The organism is Acinetobacter sp. AOR12_HL (genome assembly GCF_027855275.1).
Classification (GTDB): Bacteria; Pseudomonadota; Gammaproteobacteria; order Pseudomonadales; family Moraxellaceae; genus Acinetobacter; species Acinetobacter baumannii.
Genome location: NZ_JAKTIJ010000016.1, coordinates 166,599 through 193,026, shown reverse-complemented (window position 1 = coordinate 193,026; position 26,428 = coordinate 166,599). Strand labels below are relative to the sequence as shown.

Below are 26,428 nucleotides of genomic sequence, written 5' to 3'. Positions count from 1 at the left end.
AGAATCGTCGGTCAAAAACTTCATCAAGGGTTTCGGCTGCTAACAAAACCTAATCCGAAGGAAGAAAGAGTCGTAATGAAAGGTCACCGAAACAATTTTGCGGATGCCGTGCAAAGGAAGTATTCGGTTGCTGCGACCTTGTTACCCTATATAACGTCAAGAGATCAGGATTGGTTGACAGAAAAATGAAAAAAAATCGAAAAAAATTTATAATTATTTTTTGAACCCATAAATTAGGCAAAAATATGACCAAATTACGTTCTTACTTTCTCTGGTTTTTTGCTTTATGCATCGTGCTAACCTTAATTGTCGGTGTAATTGCAGCACTATTACCAGCGAGTGTAGGCGGTATTTTAACAGCCGTTCCATATTTAGGCGCAATGATTTTTGTCTTATTTAGATTTTTAAAGAAAGAACGCCGTGCACCGACTGTATCAGAAAAAAAGAAATTTACGTTAGGTTTTACTCTCATATTTTGGGGCTATAACTTGTGTGGTGTTTTATTTGGTCTGTTTTTATTTTCAAGAAAAGACCCTGAGATTTTGCAAAACTTTATGCTTTACCTCAAACAGCCTCAGTTCTTAAGCATTATGGTGATTATGCTTTTAATGTTAGCTATTCCGCTTTATTTAATTACCTATTGGTTTTATGGCAAACAAGCCCAGCGCATGGCAAACAAAATGTTTAATGTGTCATAACTCACCACAAAAACTGATACGATTAGATCGTTATTAAATTTTATAACTATATTAATTAAAAAACTGCTGTCCTCGGTTTTGGAGGAAATATGAATAAGAATGTATTAATCACAGGTGCCAGTGGCTTTATTGGAACGCATTTAATTAGGTTCCTGCTACAAAAAAATTATAACGTGATTGCGGTGACACGGCAGGCTGGAAAGAAATCTGACCATCCTGCCTTGCAGTGGGTACAAAAGTTCGAAGATATTTCGACCCGTCAAATTGATTATGTGGTGAATTTGGCCGGTGCAAATATTGGTGAGAAACGCTGGACCGAGTCACGTAAAAAACAACTCATTGAAAGCCGTGTAAATACGACCCAAAAACTGTATGCATGGCTTAATCAATCTCAAATTTTTCCTGAAGTGATTGTCTCTGGCTCCGCAATTGGTTATTACGGTATAGATGCTCAAGAAAAGTGGACAGAGGTGTGCACAGAACAAAGTTCACCACAGCCTATTTTCATGTCTCAGCTTTGCCAAGAGTGGGAACGCGCAGCGTTAGCAGATCCTCAGCAAAATACTAAAATTATTCGTTTAGGCATTGTGTTTGGGCAGGGCGGTGGTATCTTGCCTAAAATGTTGCTTCCTATTCGACTCAATTTAGTCGGTCAAATTGGTCATGGCCGTCAACCTGTGGTTTGGGTACATATTGAAGACGTATTAAACGCAATTGAGTTTATATTTAAGCATCCTCAATCAGCTCAAATTCATAATGTGGTGGCGCCAGAAAATGTGACCCAAAAGGTATTTGTTGAACAAGCTGCCAAAGTTTTGAATAAGAAACCAATGTTGTCGGCGCCTAGTACAGTTTTTCGCTGTTTGTTAGGAGAGCAGTCGCAATTGATCTTAAATGGGCAATACGTCAAACCCACAGCCTTACAAGCAGAAGGATTTGAGTTTGCTTATCCTCAATTAAAAATGGCTTTAGAAAATATACTCGCCTCAGGCTAAGATTTTATTTTGCAAACGCTCTGGTGAATATGCTTTGGCATCAACTAAGGTCGGTTGACCGAGCATAAGCTGACGGAGCAATTGCGCAGAACCTGCGCCCATACACAAACCATTTCTAAAGTGACCAAAGTTTGCCCATAGGTTATCCATTTCAGGCATTTTGCCAATGTACGGAACGCCATTTGGTGAACTTGGTCTGAGTCCTGCCCAACGATGTACAATCGGGAAATCGGCCAGTTCAGGCACCATTTCTAAACACGCTTCTAAAATATTGTGCTGCGTAGTTTCATCGGTAGAGGTGTCAAAACCACGATGTGCCATGCTAGAACCACACACAATATGACCGTCCATACGTGGAATCAGGTACATGACTCGATTCATACACATGGTCGGTAGCCAGTGAGCTGGAGTTTTAAATAACAGCATTTGACCTTGAACGGGTTCGACTGGAATGTCGAGTTGTAATTGTGAGTTCCAGTAATGGCTCCAAGCGCCCGAAGTTATTACAAAATGGTCTGCTGTATGTTTGCGACCATCTTCGGTTTGAAGAGCTTGTATGGCATCACCTTGTTGAATCAGCTTTTTAACAGCAGCGTGTTCGAAAAACTCAACATTTGGATGTTGTTTTAAATAGCTAATCAGGGACTGTAATACACGCGGATTGCGAATATTAGACAGTTCAGGGAAATAAATTGCTTCTTGGAACTGTTCGGAAATATGCGGGTTGACTTGCTCTAACTCATCTCGCTGTAAATATTCACAGCGCTGCATCGGCTCTTGATGCTGCTCGGCGTAGGAAAGCCCGATGTCAAAATCTTCTTCATCAAAAATCAGCATGCCTGTGTCATGAATTTCAAAATCAATCCCTGTAATAGGGTAGAGCTTTTGGTTCCATGCTTGATAAGAGGCTTTACCAAATTGAGCGAGTTGGTTCACTGCATGCACATAGCGCCACGGGTACATCGGAGAAAGAATGCCTCCGCCAGCCCAAGAGGCTGCTTGTCCCGCTTGTTGTTGATCAAAAATGCTGATGGTACAGCCTTGTTCAACCAACTCCAGCGCAGACATTAATCCACTTATGCCCGCGCCAATGATTGCAATATGCATGCAGTGTTATCCTTTCTCTGCGAACTTAGTTCATTTCCTTGAGTTTTTCAGCAGCGGTTTCTGCAAAGTAAGTCCAGATTCCGTCTGCACCAGCGCGGCGGCAGCACATGAGTGATTCTAAAATGACTGAGTCTGATAACCAGCCATTTTGAATTGCGCCAGCTAACATTGCGTATTCGCCACTCACTTGGTAAATGAATGTCGGAATACCAAAGGTATCTTTCACCTCACGTACCACATCCAGATATGGCATGCCCGGTTTTACAATCACCATGTCAGCGCCTTCTTGAATATCAAGCGCGATTTCATGTAATGCTTCGGCACGGTTGGCAAAGTCCATCTGGTAGTTATATTTATTACCACCTTTTAGGTTGGATGCAGAGCCAACAGCATCACGGAACGGACCATAGAAGCTAGACGCATATTTCGCAGAGTAGGCCATGATGTTGGTATAGATGTGACCATTGGCTTCTAAAGCTTGACGAATTGCGCCAATACGGCCATCCATCATGTCACTTGGTGCAATTACTTCGGCACCTGCTTCAGCGTGACTCAATGCTTGTTTAATCAAGCATTCTACAGTCTCGTCATTGAGCACATAGCCAGTTTCATCAATAATGCCGTCTTGACCATGAGTCGTGTATGGGTCGAGTGCACCATCGGTGATTAGCACCATTTCTGGTAATTCTTTTTTAAGCAGACGACATGTGGTTTGTACTAAACCATCTTCACGCCATGCAGCTTCTGCGGTAAGGCTTTTATCTTCTTGAGGTGTTACAGGGAAAAGAGCCAGTTTGGATACACCTAATTCCAGAAGTCTTTCAGCTTTTTTCAGTAATAAATCTGCCGACAAACGCTGAATGTTTGGCATACTTGGAATATCTTGGGTTTGATTTTGTCCCGGTAATACAAATACTGGATAAATCAAGTGATTGGTAGTGAGCTGTGTTTCGCTGACCATCGCACGCAACTGGTCATTTTTACGGATACGGCGCATGCGAGTAGCTGGAAATGCAGGACGATTGAACGTATAAGTCATAACAATCTCGATGTTCGGTATTACACTAGGATAGGTTGGCGGATATTCCATTACTGTCAACCGACTGCTGTATTGTAGCCCCATAATGCTGGATTTGTACAAAATTATGGGTGTTTATCATGCTTTTAAATTTAGGCAACGTATGAGTGATGAAAAGAAAAATTGGACGGGGAACATACAATTAGGCGCCAAAACTGACCTAAATGTGGTTCTCAACCAATTGTGTAAGGCGTTTAATAGCTGTCCATTTTTTAAGCATAGTGGAATGATTATGCGTGTGGTAGATGGACAAATTGAAGGCTATGTTGAAATGCAACCTGACCTCATTGGCAATTTGGCTTTTCAGGTTTTGCATGGTGGTGTGGCTGCAACTTTGCTCGATAGCATTGGTGGAATTGTGGCAATGGAACATCTCTATCGCCGTTCAACCCCCGAAACCCTGCCTGAAACCATTAAACAGGTTACACGCTTGGCAACTGTCGATATGCGTGTAGATTATTTGGCACCGGGGCGTGGTAAATATTTTATTGCACGTGCCGAAGTCCTACGTTTAGGCCGCAAGGGCTGTACCATGCGCATGACCATGGTCAATGATGAAGATAAACAGATTGCTGCCGGCATTGCCTCATATGCCTATTAATCTAGGCATTTTAAGCATTTAAAAAGCGCTCAGGGCGCTTTTTTTCATATTAAAAAAGATAAAAATTTCACAAAAACTTTGAGATAAACATTAATTTAATTAGAACGAACGCATTAGTTATATTTTTTTATTCTCATATCATGAGGTTTTAGCGTTAAAATTGTCTCCTTTGACAATGCGGTATGTCTTGTTTATAGAAAAATAAAAACTCTATAACAAGGTGTAGTGCGAGATTGATGGCAAAGCCAACTCATCTTTAGGAACATACCATGACTGATGCACAAAGCAATGTACAAGAAACAGTGCCAACAACATCTGCCTCGGATGACAACATGCAAAACAAGCGCAAAAAATTTCTTGGTTTCTTTGCGCTGATTTTATTGATCGCCGCTATTTTATATGCAATCTGGGCATTATTTTTAAATCACTCGGTGAGTACGGATAATGCTTATGTCGGTGCAGAAACCGCGCAAATTACCTCAATGGTTAGCGGACAGGTCGCTCAGGTTTTGGTAAAAGATACTCAAACAGTACACCGCGGTGATGTGCTGGTTCGTATTGATGACCGTGATGCCAAAATCGCGTTGGCACAAGCCGAGGCAGAACTTGCCAAAGCAAAACGCCAATATAAACAAACTGCGGCAAACAGTAGTTCTTTAAACTCTCAAGTGGTGGTTCGTGCTGACGAAATTAACAGTGCTAAAGCACAGGTTGCTCAAGCACAAGCCGACTATGACAAAGCTGCTTTAGAACTGAACCGCCGTGCACAGCTTGCGGCATCTGGCGCTGTGTCTAAAGAAGAACTCACCAAAGCACAAAGTGCGGTTGAAACTGCTAAAGCAGGGCTAGAGCTTGCTAAAGCCGGCCTTGCACAAGCGACTTCTAGTCGTAAGGCAGCCGAAAGCACCTTAGCTGCAAACGAAGCGTTAATTCAGGGTGTAAGCGAAACCTCGACTCCGGATGTACAAGTTGCACAAGCGCATGTAGAACAAGCTCAGCTTGACTTGGAACGTACCGTGATTCGTGCACCAGTTGATGGTGTGATTACCCGTCGTAATATTCAAGTTGGTCAACGCGTTGCACCGGGTACAAGCATGATGATGATTGTGCCGCTTAACGATTTATATGTAGATGCTAACTTCAAAGAAAGTCAGTTGAAAAAAGTCCGCCCAGGTCAGCCAGTCACATTAACATCAGATTTATATGGTGATGATGTTGAATACCACGGCAAAGTGGTGGGCTTCTCTGGTGGTACAGGCTCTGCCTTTGCCTTAATTCCGGCTCAAAACGCAACAGGTAACTGGATTAAAGTGGTTCAACGCTTACCGGTTCGTATTGCACTTGACCCGAAAGAACTTGCTGAACACCCATTACGTGTTGGCTTGTCGATGGAAGCAAAAGTCGACTTATCTGCGAAGTAAACGCTTATGAAAACGCAAACACCTTTTGCCGAGTTAAGCGGTGGCCGTTTACTACTGGCAGCGTTTGTTATTGCCTTGTCGAACTTTATGGTCGTACTTGATACGACCATTGCCAACGTCTCTGTACCGCATATTACCGGTAACCTTGCTGTTTCAAGCACACAAGGCACATGGGTCGTTACTTCATATGCAGTTGCAGAAGCGATTTGTGTACCTTTAACGGGTTGGCTGGCAGGCCGCTTTGGAACGGTGCGGGTCTTTATTTTTGGTTTAATTGGCTTTACCGTCTTTTCTTTCCTATGCGGTTTGGCAACATCGTTAGAAATGTTGGTGTTTTTCCGTATTGGGCAGGGCCTTTGTGGTGGTCCACTTATGCCACTCAGCCAAACCTTGCTTATGCGTATTTTCCCTCAAGAAAAGCATGCGCAGGCAATGGGTCTATGGGCAATGACCACAGTCGTCGGGCCAATTTTAGGGCCAATTTTGGGTGGTCTGATTAGTGATAATCTGTCTTGGCACTGGATTTTCTTTATTAACTTACCGGTTGGTATTGTCTGTGTATTAGCAGCAATGCGCTTGTTAAGAGTAGCTGAAACAGAAACCATTTCTTTAAGAATCGACACTGTTGGTTTAGGTCTGTTAATTCTGTGGATTGGTGCGTTACAGCTTATGCTTGACTTGGGGCATGAACGTGACTGGTTTAACAGCACCAGCATTGTGGTTTTAGCTTTAACTGCCGCCATTGGTTTTGTGGTGTTCCTGATATGGGAGCTGACCGACAAACACCCCGTGGTAGATGTCAAAGTCTTTAGGCATAGGGGCTTTGCCATTTCGGTACTGGCCTTGTCGCTTGGCTTTGGCGCATTCTTTGGCAGTATTGTACTAATTCCACAGTGGCTGCAAATGAACCTTTCCTATACCGCGACGTGGGCCGGGTATTTAACTGCAACCATGGGCTTTGGTAGTTTGACCATGTCACCGATTGTGGCAAAACTTTCGACCAAACATGACCCGCGTGCGCTGGCGAGCTTTGGTTTAATTTTGCTGGGTATTGTGACCTTAATGCGGGCATTCTGGACCACAGATGCCGACTTTATGGCACTGGCTTGGCCACAAATCCTGCAAGGTTTTGCAGTACCGTTCTTCTTTATTCCACTGTCTAACATTGCACTTGGTTCGGTGTTGCAGCAAGAAATTGCATCTGCTGCGGGCCTCATGAACTTTTTAAGAACCATGGCAGGGGCGATTGGCGCTTCAATTGCGGTGACCGTGTGGGACGACCACGCCAAAGTTGCCCGTAGTGAAATGGTGTCAAACCTTCATACCACCGAAGTACAAAACACACTTTTGCAAAATGGCTTTACGGCTGACTCGACGCTTGGAATTATTTCAAATCTAGTTGATAAAGAAGCCATTACCATGTCGGCAAACCATGTGTTTTTGCTATTTGCGATTGTGTTTGTCTTTGCAGGGCTGGTGATTTGGCTGTGTCCAAAACCAAAACAGGTCAGCGGTATGCCTTCTCACTAAACATCAAAAAGCATCTCTTCGGAGGTGCTTTTTTTAGGCCTACTACAAAATGAGTGAGTTAATAAATAGGAAATTTTGCCTGTATTTAAAGAAATAAAGCATGCCAGAATTGGGCAAATCAGTTATAAAAGAGTGTGATAACAAACAAGGAGACATCACACAGAGCACAAAATAAACACCCTTAATCATTTAATATTATTAAAACTTTATTTTTATCAAAGATTAAAAAACTGAAGACCTGAAAACAAAGAAGCTTGCATGGCAATTGCATGGATAGGCAGGCGTATATATTGGAGTTATCACGTGAATAAAAGATATTCATTTTTGTTCAGTAGTTTATTAGCAGTCGGTTTATTACAAGGATGTGGAGATGACTCCTCGTCAGATCAGCCCAAGGATGATTCAAATACAACCCCGCCCAATTTAATTGTAGATAATGACCCGACCAGTTGTAGCAAACTGGCACAAGACGGTTCAAGCGTGGTGGTCGGTTCAAACCAAAATGGTGACCCTGCCGCGCCAGAGGGTGCTTCGGGTTATAGACTCGGTAACACGGTTAAATACGCAGATAAATATATGGTGGTGGCAAACACGCCACTTGCGGTAAAAGCAGGTTGCGATGTGTTAAAAGCAGGCGGTAGTGCAGTCGATGCAGCCGTAGCAGTACAAGCCGTGCTTGGCTTAGTGGAGCCACAGTCGAGTACCATTGCCGGTAGTGGTTTTATGATGTATTACGATGCCAAAACCAAACAAGTCACGGCTTATGATGGCCGTGAAACCGCACCAGCGGCAGCCAACGAATATTATTTAATTCGCCAAAATATATATGACCCAAATTCACCTCCGCCTGTACCAAGTGCCCGCCGTAGCGGTCGTTCGATTGGTGTGCCGGGTGTGATGCGTTTATTGGAACAAGCACAAAAAGAGCATGGCAAACTTAAGTGGAACCAACTTTTTGGTGAAGCGATTGGTTTGGCTGATAACGGTTTTCGCATTCCGGGGCGTTTGGCAGATGCCATTGCAAGTAATGCAAGCAATTTAGCACTTGATGCAAATGCAATGGCGACTTATTTCTACCCAGATGGATCACCACGTAAAGTCGGCGAGACCATGACCAATAAAGCCTATGCCAGAACACTTGAAGCACTCGCTTCACAAGGGGCAAACGCACTGCACAATGGTCCAATTGCGCAAGCCATTGTGGCAAAAGCAGGGCAAACCGTGGGTGATGACCCAGCACGGACTCCAATTACTCCAAGTTTGATGACCTTGCAGGATTTATCGAACTATCAGGTGAAAAAACGCGACCCGATTTGTACGACGTACCGTGACCGTTACTATGTATGTACCATGCCACCTCCATCTTCGGGAGGGATTGCGGTTGCACAGACGCTGGGTATTTTAGAAAACTTTGATATGTCGCTTTACCCACCTAAAAACCCTGAAAATGAAGGTGGTGTGCCCGATGTCATGGGCGTGCATTTAGTGTCTGAAGCAGAGCGTTTGGCCTACGCCGACCGTGATAAATATGTGGCAGATACCGACTTTGTTCGTTTGCCGGCACAGGGTATTCCAAGTTTTATTGATAAAAACTACTTGAAGCAGCGTGCAGCACTGATTAACCCGAACCAAAGTATGGGTGTAGCACCAGCAGGTAATTTCAATACAGCGGCAGGATTGGATACCACTGTTGAACATGGCACAACTCAGTTCACGATAGTAGATGCCTATGGCAATGTGGTTTCAATGACATCGACTGTTGAATCGAGCATGGGTTCATTCCACATGGTGGATGGTTTCTTGCTGTCAAACCAGTTAACTGACTTTAGTGCGAACCCTTATGACAGCACTGGGGCACCAGTTGCCAACCGTGTAGAAGGGGGCAAACGTCCACGTAGTACTATGGCGCCAACCTTAGTGTTTAAGGGCACCACGCCAGATGAATTTTATATGGCAACAGGTTCACCAGGTGGCGGTACCATCATTCAATATGTGGTTAAAACTTTGGTAGGTGCATTGGACTGGAACTTAAATGCACAGCAGGCCACTTCGCTTGTAAACTTTGGCGCAACCAATAGCAAAAACACCAATATTGATAGCTCGAATGTACAGCTTTCTTTAGTTGACCTGATTGAAGGCTTAAAAGCAAAAGGGCATGGCATCTCTAACACTGCGCAAACCAGTGGTATTTCAACGATTATGAAAGTAAATATAAATAATCAAAGTAAATACGCAGGTGGGGTAGACCCACGCCGTGAAGGGATTGTGTTAGGCAATGGTGCTTTATAGGCCAAACTTAAAAAAGCTGTCATTTTTGGCAGCTTTTTTTATAAGGGCCTTGAAAAAGACAAAAGACACTCAATTATGTAAGTATGTTCATCAGTGGCAGACTGTTGATAAAATGCACAGCATTTTATTTTAGTTATGCTATGATGTTCAGACATTCATGGGGATGTTATTGGCTTCGACGCCGGTGATGAAACTCATAGATGCATGCCGAGAGCGCATTTTCTCTCGTAAATAAAATTTGCATTTAAATAGTCGCAAACGACGAAACTTACGCTCTAGCTGCCTAAGGGCCGCTTGTCCGCTTCCTAGAATACTTGTGGTCTGGGAACCCGACTGAAGCGCACGCACACAAGTCCGTATAGAGTCAAGCCTCGGGGCTTTATACCAAACTTAGAGGATCGCACCTTGTACCCTGTTCGTCGGGTCACTTGGTGTTAAAACAATAGACGATATCTAAGCATGTAGTATTCTCGAGCGTAGTGCTGGCGGACGCGGGTTCAACTCCCGCCATCTCCACCAAGATTCGTGAAAAGCCCTGAAACGTAAGTTTCGGGGTTTTTTATTTTTAAGATTCAAATTATTAAATCATCTATGCGATGAGCAACCAACAGAACATGTATGTCTGTGTTCAGGTTGATTTCTAAATCATCTATGCGATGAAGAACTTTACATGGTGTTATTAATTTCCACGATTCAATTTCTAAATCATCTATGCGATGAAGAACAAGCTAAAGTGCGTAAACGTGGTATAAATCAGTTTCTAAATCATCTATGCGATGAAGAACAGTTTAATGTCTTTGCCAGATGAGAGAATTCATTTCTAAATCATCTATGCGATGAAGAACCTTCTGATCTAGGCGATTTAATTACTCCAATTTTTCTAAATCATCTATGCGATGAAGAACGTTCAAGATATGGGCTTGTTTTACCAGGATAATTTCTAAATCATCTATGCGATGAAGAACACTTCCGATTCTTCTCTTGTGCCTAATTGATATTTCTAAATCATCTATGCGATGAAGAACCCTTCTTATTACGGTGATTGAATAACAATATTTTTCTAAATCATCTATGCGATGAAGAACACGGTAGCGTGGTTAGTACGACTACAGCAGATTTTCTAAATCATCTATGCGATGAAGAACTTTAATTACATAAATCGTGCCAGTGATACTGTTTTCTAAATCATCTATGCGATGAAGAACCTTCTGATCTAGGCGATTTAATTACTCCAATTTTTCTAAATCATCTATGCGATGAAGAACGGTCCGGATAATATTTTACGCGATTATTTGCATTTCTAAATCATCTATGCGATGAAGAACACTCTAAAGCGGCTGCAATAGCTCACTATGCTTTTCTAAATCATCTATGCGATGAAGAACGATCAGGATTCAAAAGAATTTCTACGACATCTTTTCTAAATCATCTATGCGATGAAGAACTTGGAACCGGCTTAGCTTTTGAAATCCCTGAATTTCTAAATCATCTATGCGATGAAGAACATTGATTATCAAAAACTATATTTAATGTGCTATTTCTAAATCATCTATGCGATGAAGAACGATATGATTGATCAACATGTCGAGCCAGTTGTTTTCTAAATCATCTATGCGATGAAGAACACCAGTAATTCTGACTCAGGTGCCGCATCAAATTTCTAAATCATCTATGCGATGAAGAACTGTCTGCCGGAGCAAACGGAAATTTAGGCTTATTTCTAAATCATCTATGCGATGAAGAACTGAACTGCGAAACTGGCTCTTCATACCAATTTTTTCTAAATCATCTATGCGATGAAGAACGCATGTAACTCATATTGCGCGTCGAGCTGTTTTTTCTAAATCATCTATGCGATGAAGAACTAGGGCTTCCGATTCCTGTCTTGTGCCTAATTTTTCTAAATCATCTATGCGATGAAGAACGCCTAGATGTAACTTTTATACCCCATGCAACTTTTCTAAATCATCTATGCGATGAAGAACTTCATCCTTTGCACAAATAACCGTACCAAAGCTTTCTAAATCATCTATGCGATGAAGAACGAACGGCGTTAGCAGCGCCGTTTACCGAAAATTTTCTAAATCATCTATGCGATGAAGAACTACGAGCCAATTGACGCGCCGCCACAACTAAGTTTCTAAATCATCTATGCGATGAAGAACTTATGACAGTTACAGGCATCCGTAAATCTGCGTTTCTAAATCATCTATGCGATGAAGAACTGAACACAATGAACTTTTCGAAAAGCTGCATTTTTCTAAATCATCTATGCGATGAAGAACTCGCGCAATGCTTTGATCTATCAATTTGTCTATTTCTAAATCATCTATGCGATGAAGAACATCTAGTTTCGCCTTCTTGCTTATGTTACAAGTTTCTAAATCATCTATGCGATGAAGAACAGCAACTTGGCTACCAGGCTTGATAACAGATTTTTCTAAATCATCTATGCGATGAAGAACAGAAATCGACTTTTCACAGCAGTTGCCAGACTTTTCTAAATCATCTATGCGATGAAGAACAATAAAAACTCGTTCTCTGCTAGCTCTCGAGATTTCTAAATCATCTATGCGATGAAGAACTTGGAGTTTATAAAATGATAATTTTGGTTACTTTTCTAAATCATCTATGCGATGAAGAACTAGAAGACATGACAGGTGACGGAATTTACATTTTTCTAAATCATCTATGCGATGAAGAACTGGATGCCACTACCAGAACCACCCAAGAATTATTTCTAAATCATCTATGCGATGAAGAACGTTTGAAATAAAACTTAATATAATCTTTTTTATTTCTAAATCATCTATGCGATGAAGAACATCTACTGTGCGCTTATCAGTAAGATTAGTTTTTTCTAAATCATCTATGCGATGAAGAACGAAAAGATGCTAGACATGCAAGAGCGTGTTATTTTCTAAATCATCTATGCGATGAAGAACAAGCAGCAGGCCACCGCATTGACAACGATATGTTTCTAAATCATCTATGCGATGAAGAACTACCAAAATACATCTGTTTTACTTACGCGAATTTTCTAAATCATCTATGCGATGAAGAACAATTCAAAGTCGCTGGTATTCCTTGTATCTTCTTTCTAAATCATCTATGCGATGAAGAACTTCCCGAAAGTTACAGAGCCATCCCAACGGGTTTTCTAAATCATCTATGCGATGAAGAACCAACTTCACGACGTCCATAGAGAATAGGTACTTTTCTAAATCATCTATGCGATGAAGAACGAGGTTCAGGTGATTTGTAATTATCTACTGGATTTCTAAATCATCTATGCGATGAAGAACAAGCATTTTTAGGGCCTTGTTGAGTTGTTTTGTTTCTAAATCATCTATGCGATGAAGAACTTTTTTGGGCGTTCCCTTCGGGCGGGCTTATTTTTCTAAATCATCTATGCGATGAAGAACACTCGTCATAGTTGAAGATATTCAGCTCTTTATTTCTAAATCATCTATGCGATGAAGAACCAGTTCAATATGACTGAAGAGCAATTGCTTAATTTCTAAATCATCTATGCGATGAAGAACTTCACGCGCATTACTACTACTATCTATATATTTTTCTAAATCATCTATGCGATGAAGAACCAGGCGATTCTATGTATCCGGCAATTCGTAATTTTCTAAATCATCTATGCGATGAAGAACTTGGATTTTTAACTTCATAGATAAACAGGAAGTTTCTAAATCATCTATGCGATGAAGAACTTCATTAAATGCATCTGAACCAGCATCAACTTTTTCTAAATCATCTATGCGATGAAGAACGCGTACACGTGAATAAATCTTTTCGCCGTTCTTTTCTAAATCATCTATGCGATGAAGAACGATGATAGATCTCTTTTCATCTTCAGGCTTATTTTCTAAATCATCTATGCGATGAAGAACGCGTATGGTCAGAGCAATCTGCTCGTATCGAATTTCTAAATCATCTATGCGATGAAGAACCACAAGCCAGTGCATTCGTAAAACTTCTTGCATTTCTAAATCATCTATGCGATGAAGAACAAGCTAAACGCTTGCTAATCTTAATGGATGAATTTCTAAATCATCTATGCGATGAAGAACAGTAATTTAAACAATCCATCTAAGTATTTAGATTTCTAAATCATCTATGCGATGAAGAACGAACTGGGATTTTCAAACCCTCAAAATCGATTTTTCTAAATCATCTATGCGATGAAGAACGAATAGTTGGATATTCTTGAACATGGCGACTATTTCTAAATCATCTATGCGATGAAGAACTTCTGTTTTTCTCGCTCTTAAATTTCCCCCTTTTTCTAAATCATCTATGCGATGAAGAACGTAGAGGTGAAGTTCACTAAAGCGGAAAGTAATTTCTAAATCATCTATGCGATGAAGAACGAAATGGTTACCTTTCTTATTATGGGCGTGCTTTTCTAAATCATCTATGCGATGAAGAACTCAAATTAAAGCTTTCTATCGGTTTCGTTATTTTTCTAAATCATCTATGCGATGAAGAACAGAACCAGTTATCTTTTGAATAAATAATTGAATTTCTAAATCATCTATGCGATGAAGAACGCCCCTCGATGTCAGCAAAGATCTGACGTTCATTTCTAAATCATCTATGCGATGAAGAACGATCTAAATCAGTAGCTCTGGTAGTGCCATCTTTTCTAAATCATCTATGCGATGAAGAACACTTTACCGATCAGAGCAAACACAAAAATCACTTTCTAAATCATCTATGCGATGAAGAACATATTGTATAAGCGTCTGCCATTTCCGAGCGATTTCTAAATCATCTATGCGATGAAGAACGGTAAGTCAGGCAAAACGGCTGATGGTAAAGATTTCTAAATCATCTATGCGATGAAGAACATCCGCAAGTGCTTTAGCGGCCTGTTCTGCTTTTTCTAAATCATCTATGCGATGAAGAACATGTTCTCGGCACCGCTTTGTTGGGTGTTTTGTTTCTAAATCATCTATGCGATGAAGAACTAAGCGATTTAATCACGCCAATTGGCCTTGTATTTCTAAATCATCTATGCGATGAAGAACAGTAACAACAACTGCAAGTGGTAAACGTTTAGTTTCTAAATCATCTATGCGATGAAGAACTAGAGTTAAGTTAAAACAAAACTCTTAAAATCAATTATATAAGTTTTTAATGAGTGAAAATACTTCGTTATGAGGTACTTAGATTAAATATATGATTTTATTTGATTTTACTACATATGTCAGTAATGAAGCTAAACATGTAATCTAAAATATCTTGGTCTTGGCATGTTTCAATAAGCTGCATTCGAAATTCTTTTTGATTTAATCCTTTTGCTGCACATGTAAAAGCGATTGGCATTACAAAAGCATCTTTAACTAGGTCCGCTAGGTCAAAGACTAGACCTCCACGACGTGTTTTACCGTGTAAAATAGGTAAAGCAAAGCTAATTCCCATCCCATTTAAAGCAACTGCCGCATAGCCATAGGCAATATAATTTCCATGATCGAGGTAGCTGTTGGCTATATCCGCAATAGTATCGTGAGAGTTTTTTCCTTCATCACGAATAAATTCAACTCCAAAGCCTTTAGCAAGTTGTTTGTATAACGTTTTAGCCCAACGTCCTTCGGCTGCAAGTAATTCCTGTTGATTTTCGGAGCGATCAATATCTTGTTTGAACGTGTTTAAAGCATTTTCATCAATATAAATACCAGATTGAATCAAATCAAAATTCTTTTTCCATGATTGTGATACGAGGGCAATACGTTCAAGTAATAATATTTTTGCCATGAGTAAGCGTGCGTCATCTTCTAACCATGCTCTCATCCAAATTTGCATATATTCAGTGGGGCGATATTCACTTTGGGCGCTAAAAATGTTAAGTCTAATGATGAAAATAAAGGGGAACCGCCGGAACCGCAAAACCCAACCATGACATTAGATTCCGCTAAACGTCTGGCAGCCGCATCTGTTAATGAGCTGCCTTTGCCAAGTAGTAAAAAGGCGGTGTTTTTCTCTGGAATATTATAAAAATATTCCACAGGTTGTGAGTTCTCCGTCAAGTAAACAATTCGATCATCTTTTAAAACGACACGAACTTTTTCTAGGTAAAATACGCAGGCACGCTTTGAAAGCATAAGTGGGCGGCTGCGTTCTTGACGGAGTTGACTCATATTATATTTCCTTAAAAGACGGGTAGAGCAAAAGGACTTTCCTTACGGGCAAGCCCATAGCTATCTGGCAGCCCGTATCCCGCGTTTTCACTCTCCTGAACATCAATAATGACTGTAAAACCATGACCTGTACTACTGACCACCTGAAAGAAGGGCATTCCTTTGGCTGTTTTTAAGCGTCTATCTCTTAAAGGTTCATTTTGGTGGGAAAGCTTAGTACGTTCAGATTTCAGAGTTGGAATACGAAACTTTCGATAACTTTTCCAACCAGAAATTTTGGCAGTAGGAACAGGAATTGCGGCACCTAAAACGGTATAGTCGCGAATTTTCCAGTGTCCTTTAATTGCCTCGATTAACTCATCTAACTCATCCTGTTTTTCTGCAAAAATTCGCAAAATATCAAAGTTTGGTTTAGCCGAACGACCATGTTTTTTTTCAAATTGTTCCTGCTTCGCTTTCAATTTATCAGATATCTCTAGTGCAAGAGCGTAATGCGCAGGCAGTTTCCGAAAAGCACCATGAATGACGGTGTAAATTTGATTACGAATATGACCAAGTTTTAAATCCGTATCGTCTGATGACTCAAGAACACGGATATCCAGATAGTAATTGGCATCCATGATTATTCACCCTCGGAGTACACGCCACCACGAATTAAACAAGCAATTAGGAACATACCTTTTTCGCTGTTTGGATCAAGCTCATCAATTTCTTTTAAAATATCGAATGCAGAAACTTTGTCTTTACCTACGCGATAGAAAATCTGACCTTCTAGGTTTGCACCGTTAGGCTCTACCGCAATTGGTTTCTCATCGTTTTCTTTAAACAATGGATACCAAGTATCAATTGTTCTTAGAGCATTTCCAATTTTTTGGTCACGTAAAGCAGCTTGCCCCAGATATTGGTTGTCATTTGCTTGGTGGTCTGGTTTTTTCGGTGTTAATTGATACAGAGATCGAGAGAAACCTTTTGGTTTATCTTCTAAGTAATTTTGAGAAGGGAAAACTTCTACACCACCCATTCCGAAGTCAACAATCGCTTCAATATGTAAGGCAGCATTGGTTGATTCGCCCGTAATCCCTTTTAATAAAATGTCTGCTAGTTTTTGTTCTTGTTCAGACGGTTGATCAAAACTTTTAAGGTTATAAGAAAGAGCATCAAAGCTAAATATTTCAGGGTAGTCTTGAGCAGTCACCTGAATGGTAATGCTTTCAGAGACAATACGGTTACGCCATAACCAGCGGCCATTCACGATATTACGTACATAACGACGCACAACTTCTTTAAGTCCATCGCTTTCTTTGGCACGATTTACAAAATTTAAGAAAGCTTGGCGGAAATTATATTCTTCGGTTTTGTCAGCACCAGCTTTAGACGCACTTGCAAACAGTACATAGCTCAAGTCAATAAAACGAAAGTCCCATTTCACCAAAAGTTTAGCTTTAGGTTGTAATTTTGCAGATTCGGTAAGCTGAATATTGGTGACTTCACGAGCAAGAGAGTTGCCTGTTGCAGCACCTTTTTCTTTATTACCTGCTACGTTTTGAGTCCCTCGAATACCGTGATACATCACATGTAGAGGTTCGTGTTTACCATCTTCAAATAAATTAAAAAAAGCCCCATCACTCACCACTGTACCGCGTTGTAAAGAAAGGCTACCCGGTAATTTCTTAAAAATTGTCATGTGAAAAAATCCTTATGTTTAAAAGTGAGTTATGCATTGATGCAATTTTGTTTTAAAAGAAAAATGTCGTCTTGCGGCCAGTGGTAGGTCCACAATAATTTTTGCAAGTTATGCCAAGTGTCATCCTCAGTCTCGGTATTTTTCCTTAGAATCTCGCCTAAAGAAAAATACTGAACAATGCCTGTAAGTGGTTCTGCATAGGCATGGGCTGTCGTTTCCTGATCTTGTGCTTGGCGAATACCAGCTCGTTGGTCTGTGAGTGGCTCAAGTAGGGCGTAACCCAAATTAGTTGCCGATATCCAACTTAAATTTTGGTCATTAAAGAAAGTTCTAAGCGCATCTACTTTTAATGCCAACAGTTGGGTAAATGCCTGAACTCGATTAATTTGTTTACGTTGCTGATATTCAATAAGCAAATCTTGTCGATCTAAAATGGCAAACCCAGTTTTGATTTTCTTTAAAGCTGTTTCTAATTCATTTTCAGCATGTGTCGTAATTTCTAAAAACTCGATAATTTGTCCACCAGCAAAACGGCTACGTTTAAGTATGTTTGTTAGTTTTTCTGGACTAATACGAGAGCTAGAAAATTTGATAACAAGGCTAAACTCTAAATGACAAGATGCAGTTGGTTGTAAAGACAACGCATATTTATTTTTAGAAGAATAGTCCTTTTTACCAATAAACACGGCACCACGACGTTGAGCAGGCGTAAAGCGGCCATAGGCTTGCCCACCTAAACGTTGTTGGTCATGATGAATATAAATAATGCCTTCATCTTGAGTGCCTAATTGTCTTGCCAAATGATGTGCAAACATATTGGCTGCAAACAAAGGTACGCCACCTAATAAAACGCCATTGGTTTGCATATTTGCATTTTGTACTCGCATACGGGGAATAACGACATAACGACTCATCGAACAATCTCCCGTAAGCGGCGGGCGATATAACCTTCTGAATTGCTATCTAGGCTAATCGTTACAGTTTCATTATTTATTTCTATATCAAACGTTTCATTGGTAATTTTTCTAGCAAGATAATCAGAGAACTTTATTCTCCAGTTATCATCTCTTAGTTCTGGATCAATCAAACCTTGTAAAACAAACGAAAGGCTCGGATGAACCCAAAATGAAGGACGCTCAATCTCTTCCATACTTGGTAGAATTGCTTCAGCTTCTTCTAAAATATATTTTTGGAAAGTCGCTTGTCTTAATACATCTTTAGCAAGAATATTCAGGAAAACCACTTCCTGATCTCGTACATCCCGATTAGTAGAAGGAGCGAAAATCTCGAGGTCATGCCAATTTTGAATAGTATTCGTTGCGGTAATAACAAGTTGGCGATTTAAAATTTCTGACCACTCTTTAATTGCTTCTTTTGCTCGTTTAGTTCCATTAAGAAGTTTTATTTTGCGGGATAGTCGTATCGTAAATCCGTTATAGAAAATCGCTAAGGCTTGGCGTAATTTTTCACTTGCTTGAGGAGCATCAACTGTAATAGGGCGTTGCATTGAACGAACGAGGCTTCCCACATTCTGTGGATTGGCTCCGCCTATGCCAAAAACAGCAGTTTGAATGCGGTTAAACTCACTGTCTTTTTCTTTGCGTAATTCATTTACAGTATCAACTTCTTGGTTCACCAGATAATTTACACCAGCAGCAGTAAGTGGGCTTACTGAAACGTATTCACCATTTTTGGGAATTAAAAGCTGGCGCATACGAATATCAATGTTTTCTGTACCTGCTTGATACGGCTCATTAAAAATAGATGAAATGGATGGTCTGAGTTGTTCCACTTGTTGTTGAAACTCAGCTTCTTCTGAACTGATATCATTATCAGTCATGGCTGCTTTTACGACTTTAAAAATAGAAGCCGTTTTACCTGCATTTGCCTGATAATCGGTTGGAATAAGGAAGTCTTCATTTAATAAAGTTCGAGCACTGAGATAGGGTAAATCAAGTGCTTGTTGATTACTTAAACGAATTCCACCTTTTTCAATATTGGAATTAATCGTCTTTAAACTAAAGTGTACCGATTCTTCTAAAGCGTTTATAAAAATATCAGTTTGTGGTTCAGGCATTATCTTCCCCGTTTTTGTTATCTAGCCAATTTTTAACACATTATTTGAAAAATGAAAGTATTGAAGAAACACTTGGCGTCATAAATTGTCGCCAAGTGTTTTGAACATTAAAGTGACTAGTAATTAATTTAAATAAAGCTGACCTTATTCATAAATATCGGCTTTAAATAGAGTTCTAGCTGGTATGACATGCATTACAGCAGTAATAACATCCGTTGATTCGAGCATTAGGCCATCTTCTTCTTGCTGCTAAAACTGCGCTAAAGCAATTCAAATGCTCACCTAAATCTACTCTGTTTTGAGGATATGGCATGAATGAGCAACCTGTTGTTAGGTTGTGAACTTCATAATCGCCATTTGCTTGAACATTTTGATTGATAATGAATTTAGACATAGATTTTATTCCTCACAAATCATAATGATTGAAAGTAGACCTACGCTTTGCTGTATAGCAGTATGAGACAAAAGTTTAAAATGTTGTGCTATCATTTGGATAGTCCTTCTTTAAGTTATAGAGCTTTGGAAACGGACAAAAGCAGATATGAAGTTTTCGACGGCTAAGTATCTGCTTTTTTATGTTCATTTAGTATTCAAAATATATAGTTTTAATATGTAAGTCAAATAAAATATATATATAACTATTAAGGGATATACTTTACTGATTTCAATTAAGAGTTATACTAAATGCTTAATCCATCAACTGAGATGGTTGAGAAATTAATAGTTATTATTAATTTTTATGTATCTATCATCGCTTAGATGATTTAGAAAATAATCTTATAGGTGTCACGGCCATTAGGTTTGTTGCTCATCATACAGATGATTTAGAAATAGCCCTTCGGCTTGATGATTATTGAGTCTTTGTTATTCATCGCATAGATGGTTTAGAAATATCGTGTATTTGATTCTAAAAAGAAAGTGAAGTTATTCATCGCCCAGATGATTTAGAAAAAACTCACGAATAAACTGTTCTGGTTTCATTGGTTATTCATCGCATAGATGATTTAGAAATGCGCCAGTCGGTGCCGTACCTAAATTTACTGGTTGTTCATCGCATAGATGATTTAGAAAATCAAAAGCTTGGTGAAGAGCATGGTGCACTAGTTGTTCATCGCATAGATGATTTAGAAATTCAATTGTGAAGTCTTTGCCCAGTAATGAAGGTTATTCATCGCATAGATGATTTAGAAAAGAACAGTTTATTCGCGAATTCGGGGTGGAGAGTTATTCATCGCATAGATGATTTAGAAACAACCGGCTAAGCTGCATGTTCTTGAGGCGCTGGTTGTTCATCGCATAGATGATTTAGAAAGATAACGAACACACGGCGGCGTCGTTGTGGAAGTTGTTCATCGCATAGATGATTTAGAAAATACAGGACGGCTGGCAAGTGGACGGGCATGAGTTGTTCATCGCATAGATGATTTAGAAAAGTGGGATTGTTGCAAAAAGGATTCGCTTTCTGTTGTTCATCGCATAGATGATTTAGAAAACGAAACTAAGCGGCTCATTACCGGCGATAACGTTGTTCATCGCATAGATGATTTAGAAATTGATAATACGACCTATGAAATGATTGGTACTGTTGTTCATCGCATAGATGATTTAGAAAACATTCAAAGAGGCTCATCGAATCCAATCGAATTTTATCATCGCTCAGATGATTCAAAATTTCTCTTTCAAAATTTAAAACGACATGTTTTGTCGTTAAAAGGCCGTATTAAGCTGATAAAAACTTTCTCTTTTTAAAACAAAATATTATATTTTTATTACATTCGAACTTTAACAATAAACTATGCATGTCATTCTCATCTCTGCTTGTGAAAAAAGAGCTTTAAAGAAAACTCGAGCGATTTTGGATAGCTATGCTATTCGTACAGGACATTCATCTTGGCAAGCACCAATGACAATGGAAGGTTTAAAAGAAATTCGTAGCGCATTAAAAAAAGTAGCCACCAGACAAACTGCGGTGGCCGCTTACATTAATTTTGGTGTACGCAGAATGAAGCTTGCATGGGTTGTAGGGGCAAAGCATAAATTTGCAAACGATGGTGCATATCCAGTTGCATCGACCAAAAAACAACAAAAACTACTAATGCTAGATGAATGGGTCAAAGTAAGTAGCTTGTTGGCAGGTGCAGCAGGGGACATGCATGATATCGGTAAGGCCTCACAACATTTTCAGAACAAATTAAGTCCAGAAATGGCAGGGCAAAAAATTAGAGATGACATTCGACATGAGTGGCTGTCTCTAAAACTATTACAACAACTCCGAAAAAATGGATGGGACTGGCAGCTTGCTTGGAAAAATTTAGATAAAGGTTTAGATAAATTTACTTTAGGTGATCGACCAGAAATTGAACAGGGAATTCAAAATGAATTAGAAGCAGTCGATTATTTAGTTGTTACACATCATGGTTTATTAGGAGTTGAAGAAACTTTAAAAAATGATCCATTAGCCTTACCTCACTATGAAAATCATGTCCGTACATTAGTTCCAAGCCGTGAACAAATGAGCTGTGCTGGTGAATTGCCAGACTCTATTTTTAAAAGCCATCAAAAACGTATGCAGCGTTTAACTGCATTAATACCACAACAAAAAACAGACCAGCTTTTATATTGGAAGGCTTTAGCACTACATTCACGAGCAGCACTCATTCATGCCGATCATATTATCTCGGCCCAGCAATATTCTTTGCAAAAGCCTGAAAATGTATCGTTATTTGCAAATACAAAGCTTAAAACTATAGACCAAGACAAAAAAGCCAAATTACAAGATCAACCACTAGAATGGCATTTACACCAAGTCGGAGATCGGGCTTCACGCATTGCAGTTCAAATGATGACTGATTTGAGTTTATCTGGCCTATCTGAACAAACAGTTGAATATATTTGTCAGCCAACAACTCACCCACGTTTCCAATGGCAAAATATCGCAGCAAATGCATTGCAAAAAAATATACAGAAGCATCCTGAAACACCAGCGTTGGTATTCAATATTGCAGGGACTGGAAGTGGTAAAACCCGCATGAATTTGCGTGCCGCTTGTACTTTACGACCAGATGACCCAAGAATAGCGATTGCGCTTAATTTGCGTTCTTTAACTTTGCAGACAGGGCATGCACTTAAAACGTCGATGAATCTATCGGAAGATGAAATCGCCGTAATTATTGGAGATACTGTTACTCAGACTTTATTCGATCAAAGTAAAGAGAAAATTGAGTTTGTTGATGAAGATGAAAATCATCCAGAACCTATTTTTGATGCTTGGGGTGAGGACTGTGATTTACCTGAGTGGTTACATCCATTATTTACGGTTGAAAAAAATGGACATAAAGTTTTAGATCAAAAGGAAACTACAATCCTTGCTTCGCCATTATTAGTTTCAACCATTGATTATCTGATTGCAGCAGGTGAGCCACATAGACAAGGACATCACGTTAAAGCATTACTTAGAGTGATGAGTAGCGACTTGATTTTAGATGAAGTTGATGGCTATGAACCTAAAGCATTGATCGCTGTTTTACGTTTAGTTCAGTTAGCTGCAATGTATGGTCGAAATGTTATTTGTTCGTCGGCAACCTTATCACTTACAGTTGCCAAAACAATTCATCGGGCTTTTGAGTCGGGTATGCAAATGCGGGCAGCCCTTTATGGTACCGAGAAAAAATCAATCATTGCGATTATTGATAATGAGCTTAAACCACAGGTCTGGTTAGAAAGATCAAATCAAAAATCAGAATTTAATACAAACTACCAAAAGCATTTAGATAATTTACAAGTTCACTTGCTCTCTAAGCCTACCCATCGACTGGCTCAGTTACTTTCGTTACCTGAAACTACAGTTTTATCGTGGAAACAGTCGGTATTGGAAGGAGTAAAGCAACTTCATCAAGAGCATGCATGGAATTTTAAAAAGACCGAAAAGAAAATTTCTTTGGGGCTTATACGGGTTGCCAATATTAAACATGCAATTCGACTTGCCCAATTTTTATCAGATCATTTACCTGAGGCAAAAATAGCTTGTTATCATGCGAATGACTGGCTTATTTCAAGATTTTATAAAGAGCAACGTTTAGATCAGCTTTTAACACGTCATAAAGACGGTAAAAAAAGAAAAACTGGTAATGAGCAGATTGAGCAAGATGATGAAATCATTGACCTCATTCAAAAATCTAATTCTCTAAATATTCCATTTATTGTGATTGCAACACCAGTGGAAGAAGTTGGGCGAGATCATGATTTTGATTGGGCTATTATTGATGCATCAAGTGTACAATCAATTGTACAAACAGCAGGCCGAGTTAATCGTCATCGGTTAGAAAAAGTACAACAACCCAATATTATGATTCCCCAGTGGAATTATCGTTATTGTGAGCGACGCGATATTGAAAAACTTAAGCAGCAAAGTAAGCAGCGTCGACCTGTATTTGTATATCCTGGCTATGAAGGGTATGGTTCATCTGTAACATCAACTTATTCATCTCAAGATTTAAAAGAGCTTTTACCATGGGATCATCAATCTCAATTAGTCATTAATGCCCGTTTGCGTTTTGATCAAGTAAATTGTTTATTTGCAAAACATGATGATCAACAAATAGGAAATTTTTGCCAAAATTATTTTAATGATCAAGGGGAGCAGTTATTTTCTCGGTCGGATGTAGATGCAAGTATCATGACAGAGAATATTTATAATTTAACGCCTTTACGAGAACGTAACTATCAAGAAACCTATATGTTTGAGTGGACTAATAGCTTGATTGTTAAAAAACAAGTTTATGGTTTTGATGAAAAAGCGACTAAAACTTTAAAATATCCAAAATATGGTTTGGTATGGGATCTAGTGAAGTTCGAAGAAATTCCTGCTAAGCCACAAGCATGGTTAGCTCTCGATCCACAACAAATGAAAGATTACTGTTATGAGTACCAAATTGCCAATGAGCAAGGCTGCCGTATATCTTTAACACCTTACAATAGAGATGAAGTGCCTACTTGGTCTTATGATTATGGCTTTGGCGTGATGCAAAAATAGATTACTAAAAATAAGGTTCTCGTACGCAACAGAAGCTTAATTTTTATATCGACTTAGAGTAGCCTTCCATCGCAGCTAATTTTATTTTTTATAGTATCGCTGTTTCTTCCTTAGAATTTTGTTTCTTGATTCGTTAGAAATACCTCAAAATGATATGTAGGTTAAGTGAAATGACTTTTTTATCTTGTAAAGAAATTGATGAGCTCATGACAGAGCTAGGGTATACACAAACTAATACTCGTATATATGCTCATGAATTTAAATTAAAAAATGGTCAATATGTTTATGTTAAGCAATTGAAAGATAATCAAAAAAGAAAAAAACAACCATCGAGGTTTATGATCCATCCATCTTTTCGGAAATTTAAAGAAGATTTAATAAAGCTAGAGAAAGTTGAGTTTAGTTTTGAAGAAAAAGGAAATATGAATACAGCATTTGCTCGTTTTCCACAGTCTAGTGAGTCTGAGTGCGCCAAGAATCCTACACGGTATGGGATAGGAGTTAACTTTAAAGATAAATTAGCATTAATTAATTTTCTAAAATTTATAGAAAGTAATAAGTACAAAGAGCTCGTTTTTCACGGGGCGCTGCACTTGCCCGTGCATTTACAAATCAGTTTATGTGGCAATGTCAATCAGACTGTGATGGGCTGACGTATGGTCAAGGTAAGTATCCGATTGAATTTAAGTTTTTAGGAATTTTTGATACGGTTGCTTCATTTGGCTTGCCTGCCACAAATTTAAGTAATAGCTTACCTTTTTTAGAACGTGATTTGGTTGTAGATGAGCGGGTTCAAAACTGTTCACATTATATCGCTGGTAATGAACTGCGCTTTGCTTTCCCTGTTGATGTTATTCATAAAGACAATAAGTTAGCTAACAGTAATTGGAAAGAAGTGGTATATCCCGGAGTACATTCTGACGTGGGTGGTGGTTATGAACCAGGTAGCCAAGGAGTAAATGACAATTTTGCCCGAATTCCGTTAAAACATATGCTAGAGGATGCCTTACAAGCAGGTGTCAAAATGTATAGCTATGATGAGTTGAAATTAAAACATTCCGAAATTTTTGAGCAGTTTGAAATTCAACCAGATTCTCAAAAATATTATGATGCAGTAAAAGCCGCTATACCAAGCCAAGGAAGTATTCAAAATCAGATTAAAGGTTGTATGAAACTTTACTACGGTGCCTACGGTACGATTGCACGTGCTGGAAATGAACTTTCTGTTAGTCAGCGTGTACGTCAGGAAAATAAATATCGTGAACTTATACCAGTTGGTCCATCCGATATGGCAACTGAAATGCAAAGATTGATGAAACTAAAAGAAGCAACCGCTTCGAAAAAAGATGGTTTTAATATTTTTAGAGTTTTTTCACCGGTTTCAACTGCCTATGAATATATGATTGGTGTAGAAGATTGGCAATTTGAGAGTTGGAATACAAATGTCAGTGATGATATTAAAAAATTCTATTTAAATTATGTTCATGACTCTAAATATGGCTTTTTAAGTAATGTAGAACCATTTAGTTATTTCCGTCAGAGAAAAGTTTATGAGTCACGTCGTAGCGCCAGTGGTGAAGGGTGGGATAAAAAAGCTGCTGAACAGAAAGTAACTTGTAGTGTCCCTAAACAAGAAATACCGCAAAAGCAGTTTATTAATGCTTATGAAAAAGCTCAACTAACAGAGAACTTTTTAAATGCATCTTAGTGATGCATTTAAAATCCCTTATCTTTAAAAATAAAAAGTCCAATTGCATTGTA

The 26,428-nt window shown here is 39.2% G+C and carries 16 protein-coding genes, 1 other RNA gene, 2 pseudogenes and 1 CRISPR repeat array; of the genes and pseudogenes, 10 read left to right on the top strand and 9 right to left on the bottom strand.

All coding sequences use genetic code 11. The annotated features are described in order from the left end of the window. Nucleotides 1-245 precede the first annotated feature (245 nt). Together MKL36_RS07330 and MKL36_RS07325 are read left to right on the top strand one after the other, a co-directional pair. Nucleotides 246-698, top strand: a complete 453-nt coding sequence (locus MKL36_RS07330; protein WP_000164156.1) for an ABZJ_00895 family protein — start codon at nt 246-248, stop codon at nt 696-698. A gap of 89 nt (nt 699-787) precedes the next feature. After that, on the top strand, nt 788-1,693 hold the full coding sequence (locus MKL36_RS07325) for a TIGR01777 family oxidoreductase (protein ID WP_001039362.1): 906 nt from the start codon (nt 788-790) through the stop codon (nt 1,691-1,693). On the opposite strand, the gene MKL36_RS07320 is transcribed toward MKL36_RS07325, so the two are convergent. Then, nucleotides 1,685-2,800: an NAD(P)/FAD-dependent oxidoreductase gene (locus MKL36_RS07320; RefSeq protein WP_021510934.1), complete on the bottom strand. Its 1,116-nt coding sequence runs from the start codon at nt 2,798-2,800 to the stop codon at nt 1,685-1,687. The two genes, MKL36_RS07325 and MKL36_RS07320, sit on opposite strands and share 9 nt — an antisense overlap. 25 nt (nt 2,801-2,825) lie before the next feature. Continuing rightward, on the bottom strand, nt 2,826-3,839 hold the full coding sequence (gene hemB, locus MKL36_RS07315) for a porphobilinogen synthase (protein WP_000222569.1): 1,014 nt from the start codon (nt 3,837-3,839) through the stop codon (nt 2,826-2,828). Between the two features lie 142 nt (nt 3,840-3,981). Between hemB and MKL36_RS07310 the strand changes: the two genes are divergently transcribed. The 5 genes from MKL36_RS07310 (at nt 3,982) to ssrA (ending at nt 10,238) form a co-directional block, all read left to right on the top strand. Beyond that, nucleotides 3,982-4,479, top strand: a complete 498-nt coding sequence (locus tag MKL36_RS07310) for a thioesterase family protein (RefSeq protein WP_010590410.1) — start codon at nt 3,982-3,984, stop codon at nt 4,477-4,479. Nucleotides 4,480-4,748: 269 nt separating this feature from the next. Further along, nucleotides 4,749-5,900 carry an EmrA/EmrK family multidrug efflux transporter periplasmic adaptor subunit gene (locus MKL36_RS07305; protein WP_000128703.1) on the top strand — a complete coding sequence of 384 codons (1,152 nt, stop codon included), beginning with the start codon at nt 4,749-4,751 and terminating at the stop codon, nt 5,898-5,900. 6 nt (nt 5,901-5,906) lie between these two features. Then, nucleotides 5,907-7,430 carry a DHA2 family efflux MFS transporter permease subunit gene (locus tag MKL36_RS07300; protein ID WP_000857095.1) on the top strand — a complete coding sequence of 508 codons (1,524 nt, stop codon included), beginning with the start codon at nt 5,907-5,909 and terminating at the stop codon, nt 7,428-7,430. A 303-nt stretch (nt 7,431-7,733) separates the two neighbouring features. Then, nucleotides 7,734-9,719 (top strand): gamma-glutamyltransferase, encoded by a 1,986-nt coding sequence (gene ggt, locus MKL36_RS07295; protein WP_021510932.1) that lies wholly within the window; start codon nt 7,734-7,736, stop codon nt 9,717-9,719. Nucleotides 9,720-9,878: 159 nt separating this feature from the next. After that, nucleotides 9,879-10,238, top strand: a transfer-messenger RNA (tmRNA) gene (gene ssrA / locus MKL36_RS07290). A 58-nt stretch (nt 10,239-10,296) separates the two neighbouring features. Next, nucleotides 10,297-14,824: a CRISPR direct-repeat array (repeat unit 28 nt; unit sequence TTTCTAAATCATCTATGCGATGAAGAAC). A gap of 97 nt (nt 14,825-14,921) precedes the next feature. Here the strand turns inward: ssrA and cas1f are convergent. The 7 genes and pseudogenes from cas1f to MKL36_RS19090 form a co-directional block, all read right to left on the bottom strand. Next, nucleotides 14,922-15,874: pseudogene (gene cas1f, locus MKL36_RS07285) on the bottom strand (type I-F CRISPR-associated endonuclease Cas1f). An 11-nt stretch (nt 15,875-15,885) separates the two neighbouring features. After that, nucleotides 15,886-16,494, bottom strand: coding sequence for a type I-F CRISPR-associated endoribonuclease Cas6/Csy4 (locus MKL36_RS07280; protein ID WP_000339854.1), 609 nt, complete (start codon nt 16,492-16,494; stop codon nt 15,886-15,888). Between the two features lie 2 nt (nt 16,495-16,496). Then, on the bottom strand, nt 16,497-17,558 hold the full coding sequence (gene csy3 / locus MKL36_RS07275; protein WP_021511406.1) for a type I-F CRISPR-associated protein Csy3: 1,062 nt from the start codon (nt 17,556-17,558) through the stop codon (nt 16,497-16,499). A gap of 29 nt (nt 17,559-17,587) precedes the next feature. Further along, nucleotides 17,588-18,472, bottom strand: coding sequence for a type I-F CRISPR-associated protein Csy2 (gene csy2 / locus MKL36_RS07270; protein ID WP_021511407.1), 885 nt, complete (start codon nt 18,470-18,472; stop codon nt 17,588-17,590). Continuing rightward, nucleotides 18,469-19,635, bottom strand: a complete 1,167-nt coding sequence (locus MKL36_RS07265) for a hypothetical protein (RefSeq protein ID WP_021511408.1) — start codon at nt 19,633-19,635, stop codon at nt 18,469-18,471. The genes csy2 and MKL36_RS07265 overlap by 4 nt, the downstream gene beginning before the upstream one ends. 175 nt (nt 19,636-19,810) lie before the next feature. Further along, the gene (locus MKL36_RS07260; protein ID WP_079745742.1) at nt 19,811-20,029 is read right to left on the bottom strand and encodes a hypothetical protein; all 219 of its coding nucleotides are present in this window, start codon (nt 20,027-20,029) and stop codon (nt 19,811-19,813) included. An 864-nt stretch (nt 20,030-20,893) separates the two neighbouring features. Beyond that, nucleotides 20,894-21,037, bottom strand: coding sequence for a hypothetical protein (locus tag MKL36_RS19090; RefSeq protein WP_408068960.1), 144 nt, complete (start codon nt 21,035-21,037; stop codon nt 20,894-20,896). Nucleotides 21,038-21,430: 393 nt separating this feature from the next. On the opposite strand from MKL36_RS19090, the gene cas3f reads away from it, so the two are divergent. From cas3f to MKL36_RS07245, 3 genes and pseudogenes are all read left to right on the top strand, one after another. After that, on the top strand, nt 21,431-24,667 hold the full coding sequence (cas3f, locus tag MKL36_RS07255; protein ID WP_021511409.1) for a type I-F CRISPR-associated helicase Cas3f: 3,237 nt from the start codon (nt 21,431-21,433) through the stop codon (nt 24,665-24,667). Between the two features lie 170 nt (nt 24,668-24,837). Beyond that, nucleotides 24,838-25,320 (top strand): hypothetical protein, encoded by a 483-nt coding sequence (locus MKL36_RS07250; protein ID WP_021511410.1) that lies wholly within the window; start codon nt 24,838-24,840, stop codon nt 25,318-25,320. Then, a pseudogene (locus MKL36_RS07245) lies at nt 25,242-26,375 on the top strand (T6SS phospholipase effector Tle1-like catalytic domain-containing protein); the annotation flags it as partial. The gene MKL36_RS07250 and the pseudogene MKL36_RS07245, both read left to right, overlap by 79 nt. Between the last annotated feature and the right edge of the window lie 53 nt (nt 26,376-26,428).

Coding starts and splice junctions, on each gene's coding strand:
- MKL36_RS07260 (WP_079745742.1), bottom strand. CDS start 20,029: ATGTCTAAATTCATTATCAATCAAAATGTTCAAGCAAATGGCGATTAT.
- MKL36_RS07320 (WP_021510934.1), bottom strand. CDS start 2,800: ATGCATATTGCAATCATTGGCGCGGGCATAAGTGGATTAATGTCTGCG.
- MKL36_RS07305 (WP_000128703.1), top strand. CDS start 4,749: ATGACTGATGCACAAAGCAATGTACAAGAAACAGTGCCAACAACATCT.
- MKL36_RS19090 (WP_408068960.1), bottom strand. CDS start 21,037: ATGCCCGTCCACTTGCCAGCCGTCCTGTATTTTCTAAATCATCTATGC.
- csy2 (WP_021511407.1), bottom strand. CDS start 18,472: ATGAGTCGTTATGTCGTTATTCCCCGTATGCGAGTACAAAATGCAAAT.
- csy3 (WP_021511406.1), bottom strand. CDS start 17,558: ATGACAATTTTTAAGAAATTACCGGGTAGCCTTTCTTTACAACGCGGT.
- cas3f (WP_021511409.1), top strand. CDS start 21,431: ATGCATGTCATTCTCATCTCTGCTTGTGAAAAAAGAGCTTTAAAGAAA.
- MKL36_RS07265 (WP_021511408.1), bottom strand. CDS start 19,635: ATGCCTGAACCACAAACTGATATTTTTATAAACGCTTTAGAAGAATCG.
- MKL36_RS07330 (WP_000164156.1), top strand. CDS start 246: ATGACCAAATTACGTTCTTACTTTCTCTGGTTTTTTGCTTTATGCATC.
- MKL36_RS07325 (WP_001039362.1), top strand. CDS start 788: ATGAATAAGAATGTATTAATCACAGGTGCCAGTGGCTTTATTGGAACG.
- MKL36_RS07280 (WP_000339854.1), bottom strand. CDS start 16,494: ATGGATGCCAATTACTATCTGGATATCCGTGTTCTTGAGTCATCAGAC.
- MKL36_RS07300 (WP_000857095.1), top strand. CDS start 5,907: ATGAAAACGCAAACACCTTTTGCCGAGTTAAGCGGTGGCCGTTTACTA.
- MKL36_RS07250 (WP_021511410.1), top strand. CDS start 24,838: ATGACTTTTTTATCTTGTAAAGAAATTGATGAGCTCATGACAGAGCTA.
- MKL36_RS07310 (WP_010590410.1), top strand. CDS start 3,982: ATGAGTGATGAAAAGAAAAATTGGACGGGGAACATACAATTAGGCGCC.
- hemB (WP_000222569.1), bottom strand. CDS start 3,839: ATGACTTATACGTTCAATCGTCCTGCATTTCCAGCTACTCGCATGCGC.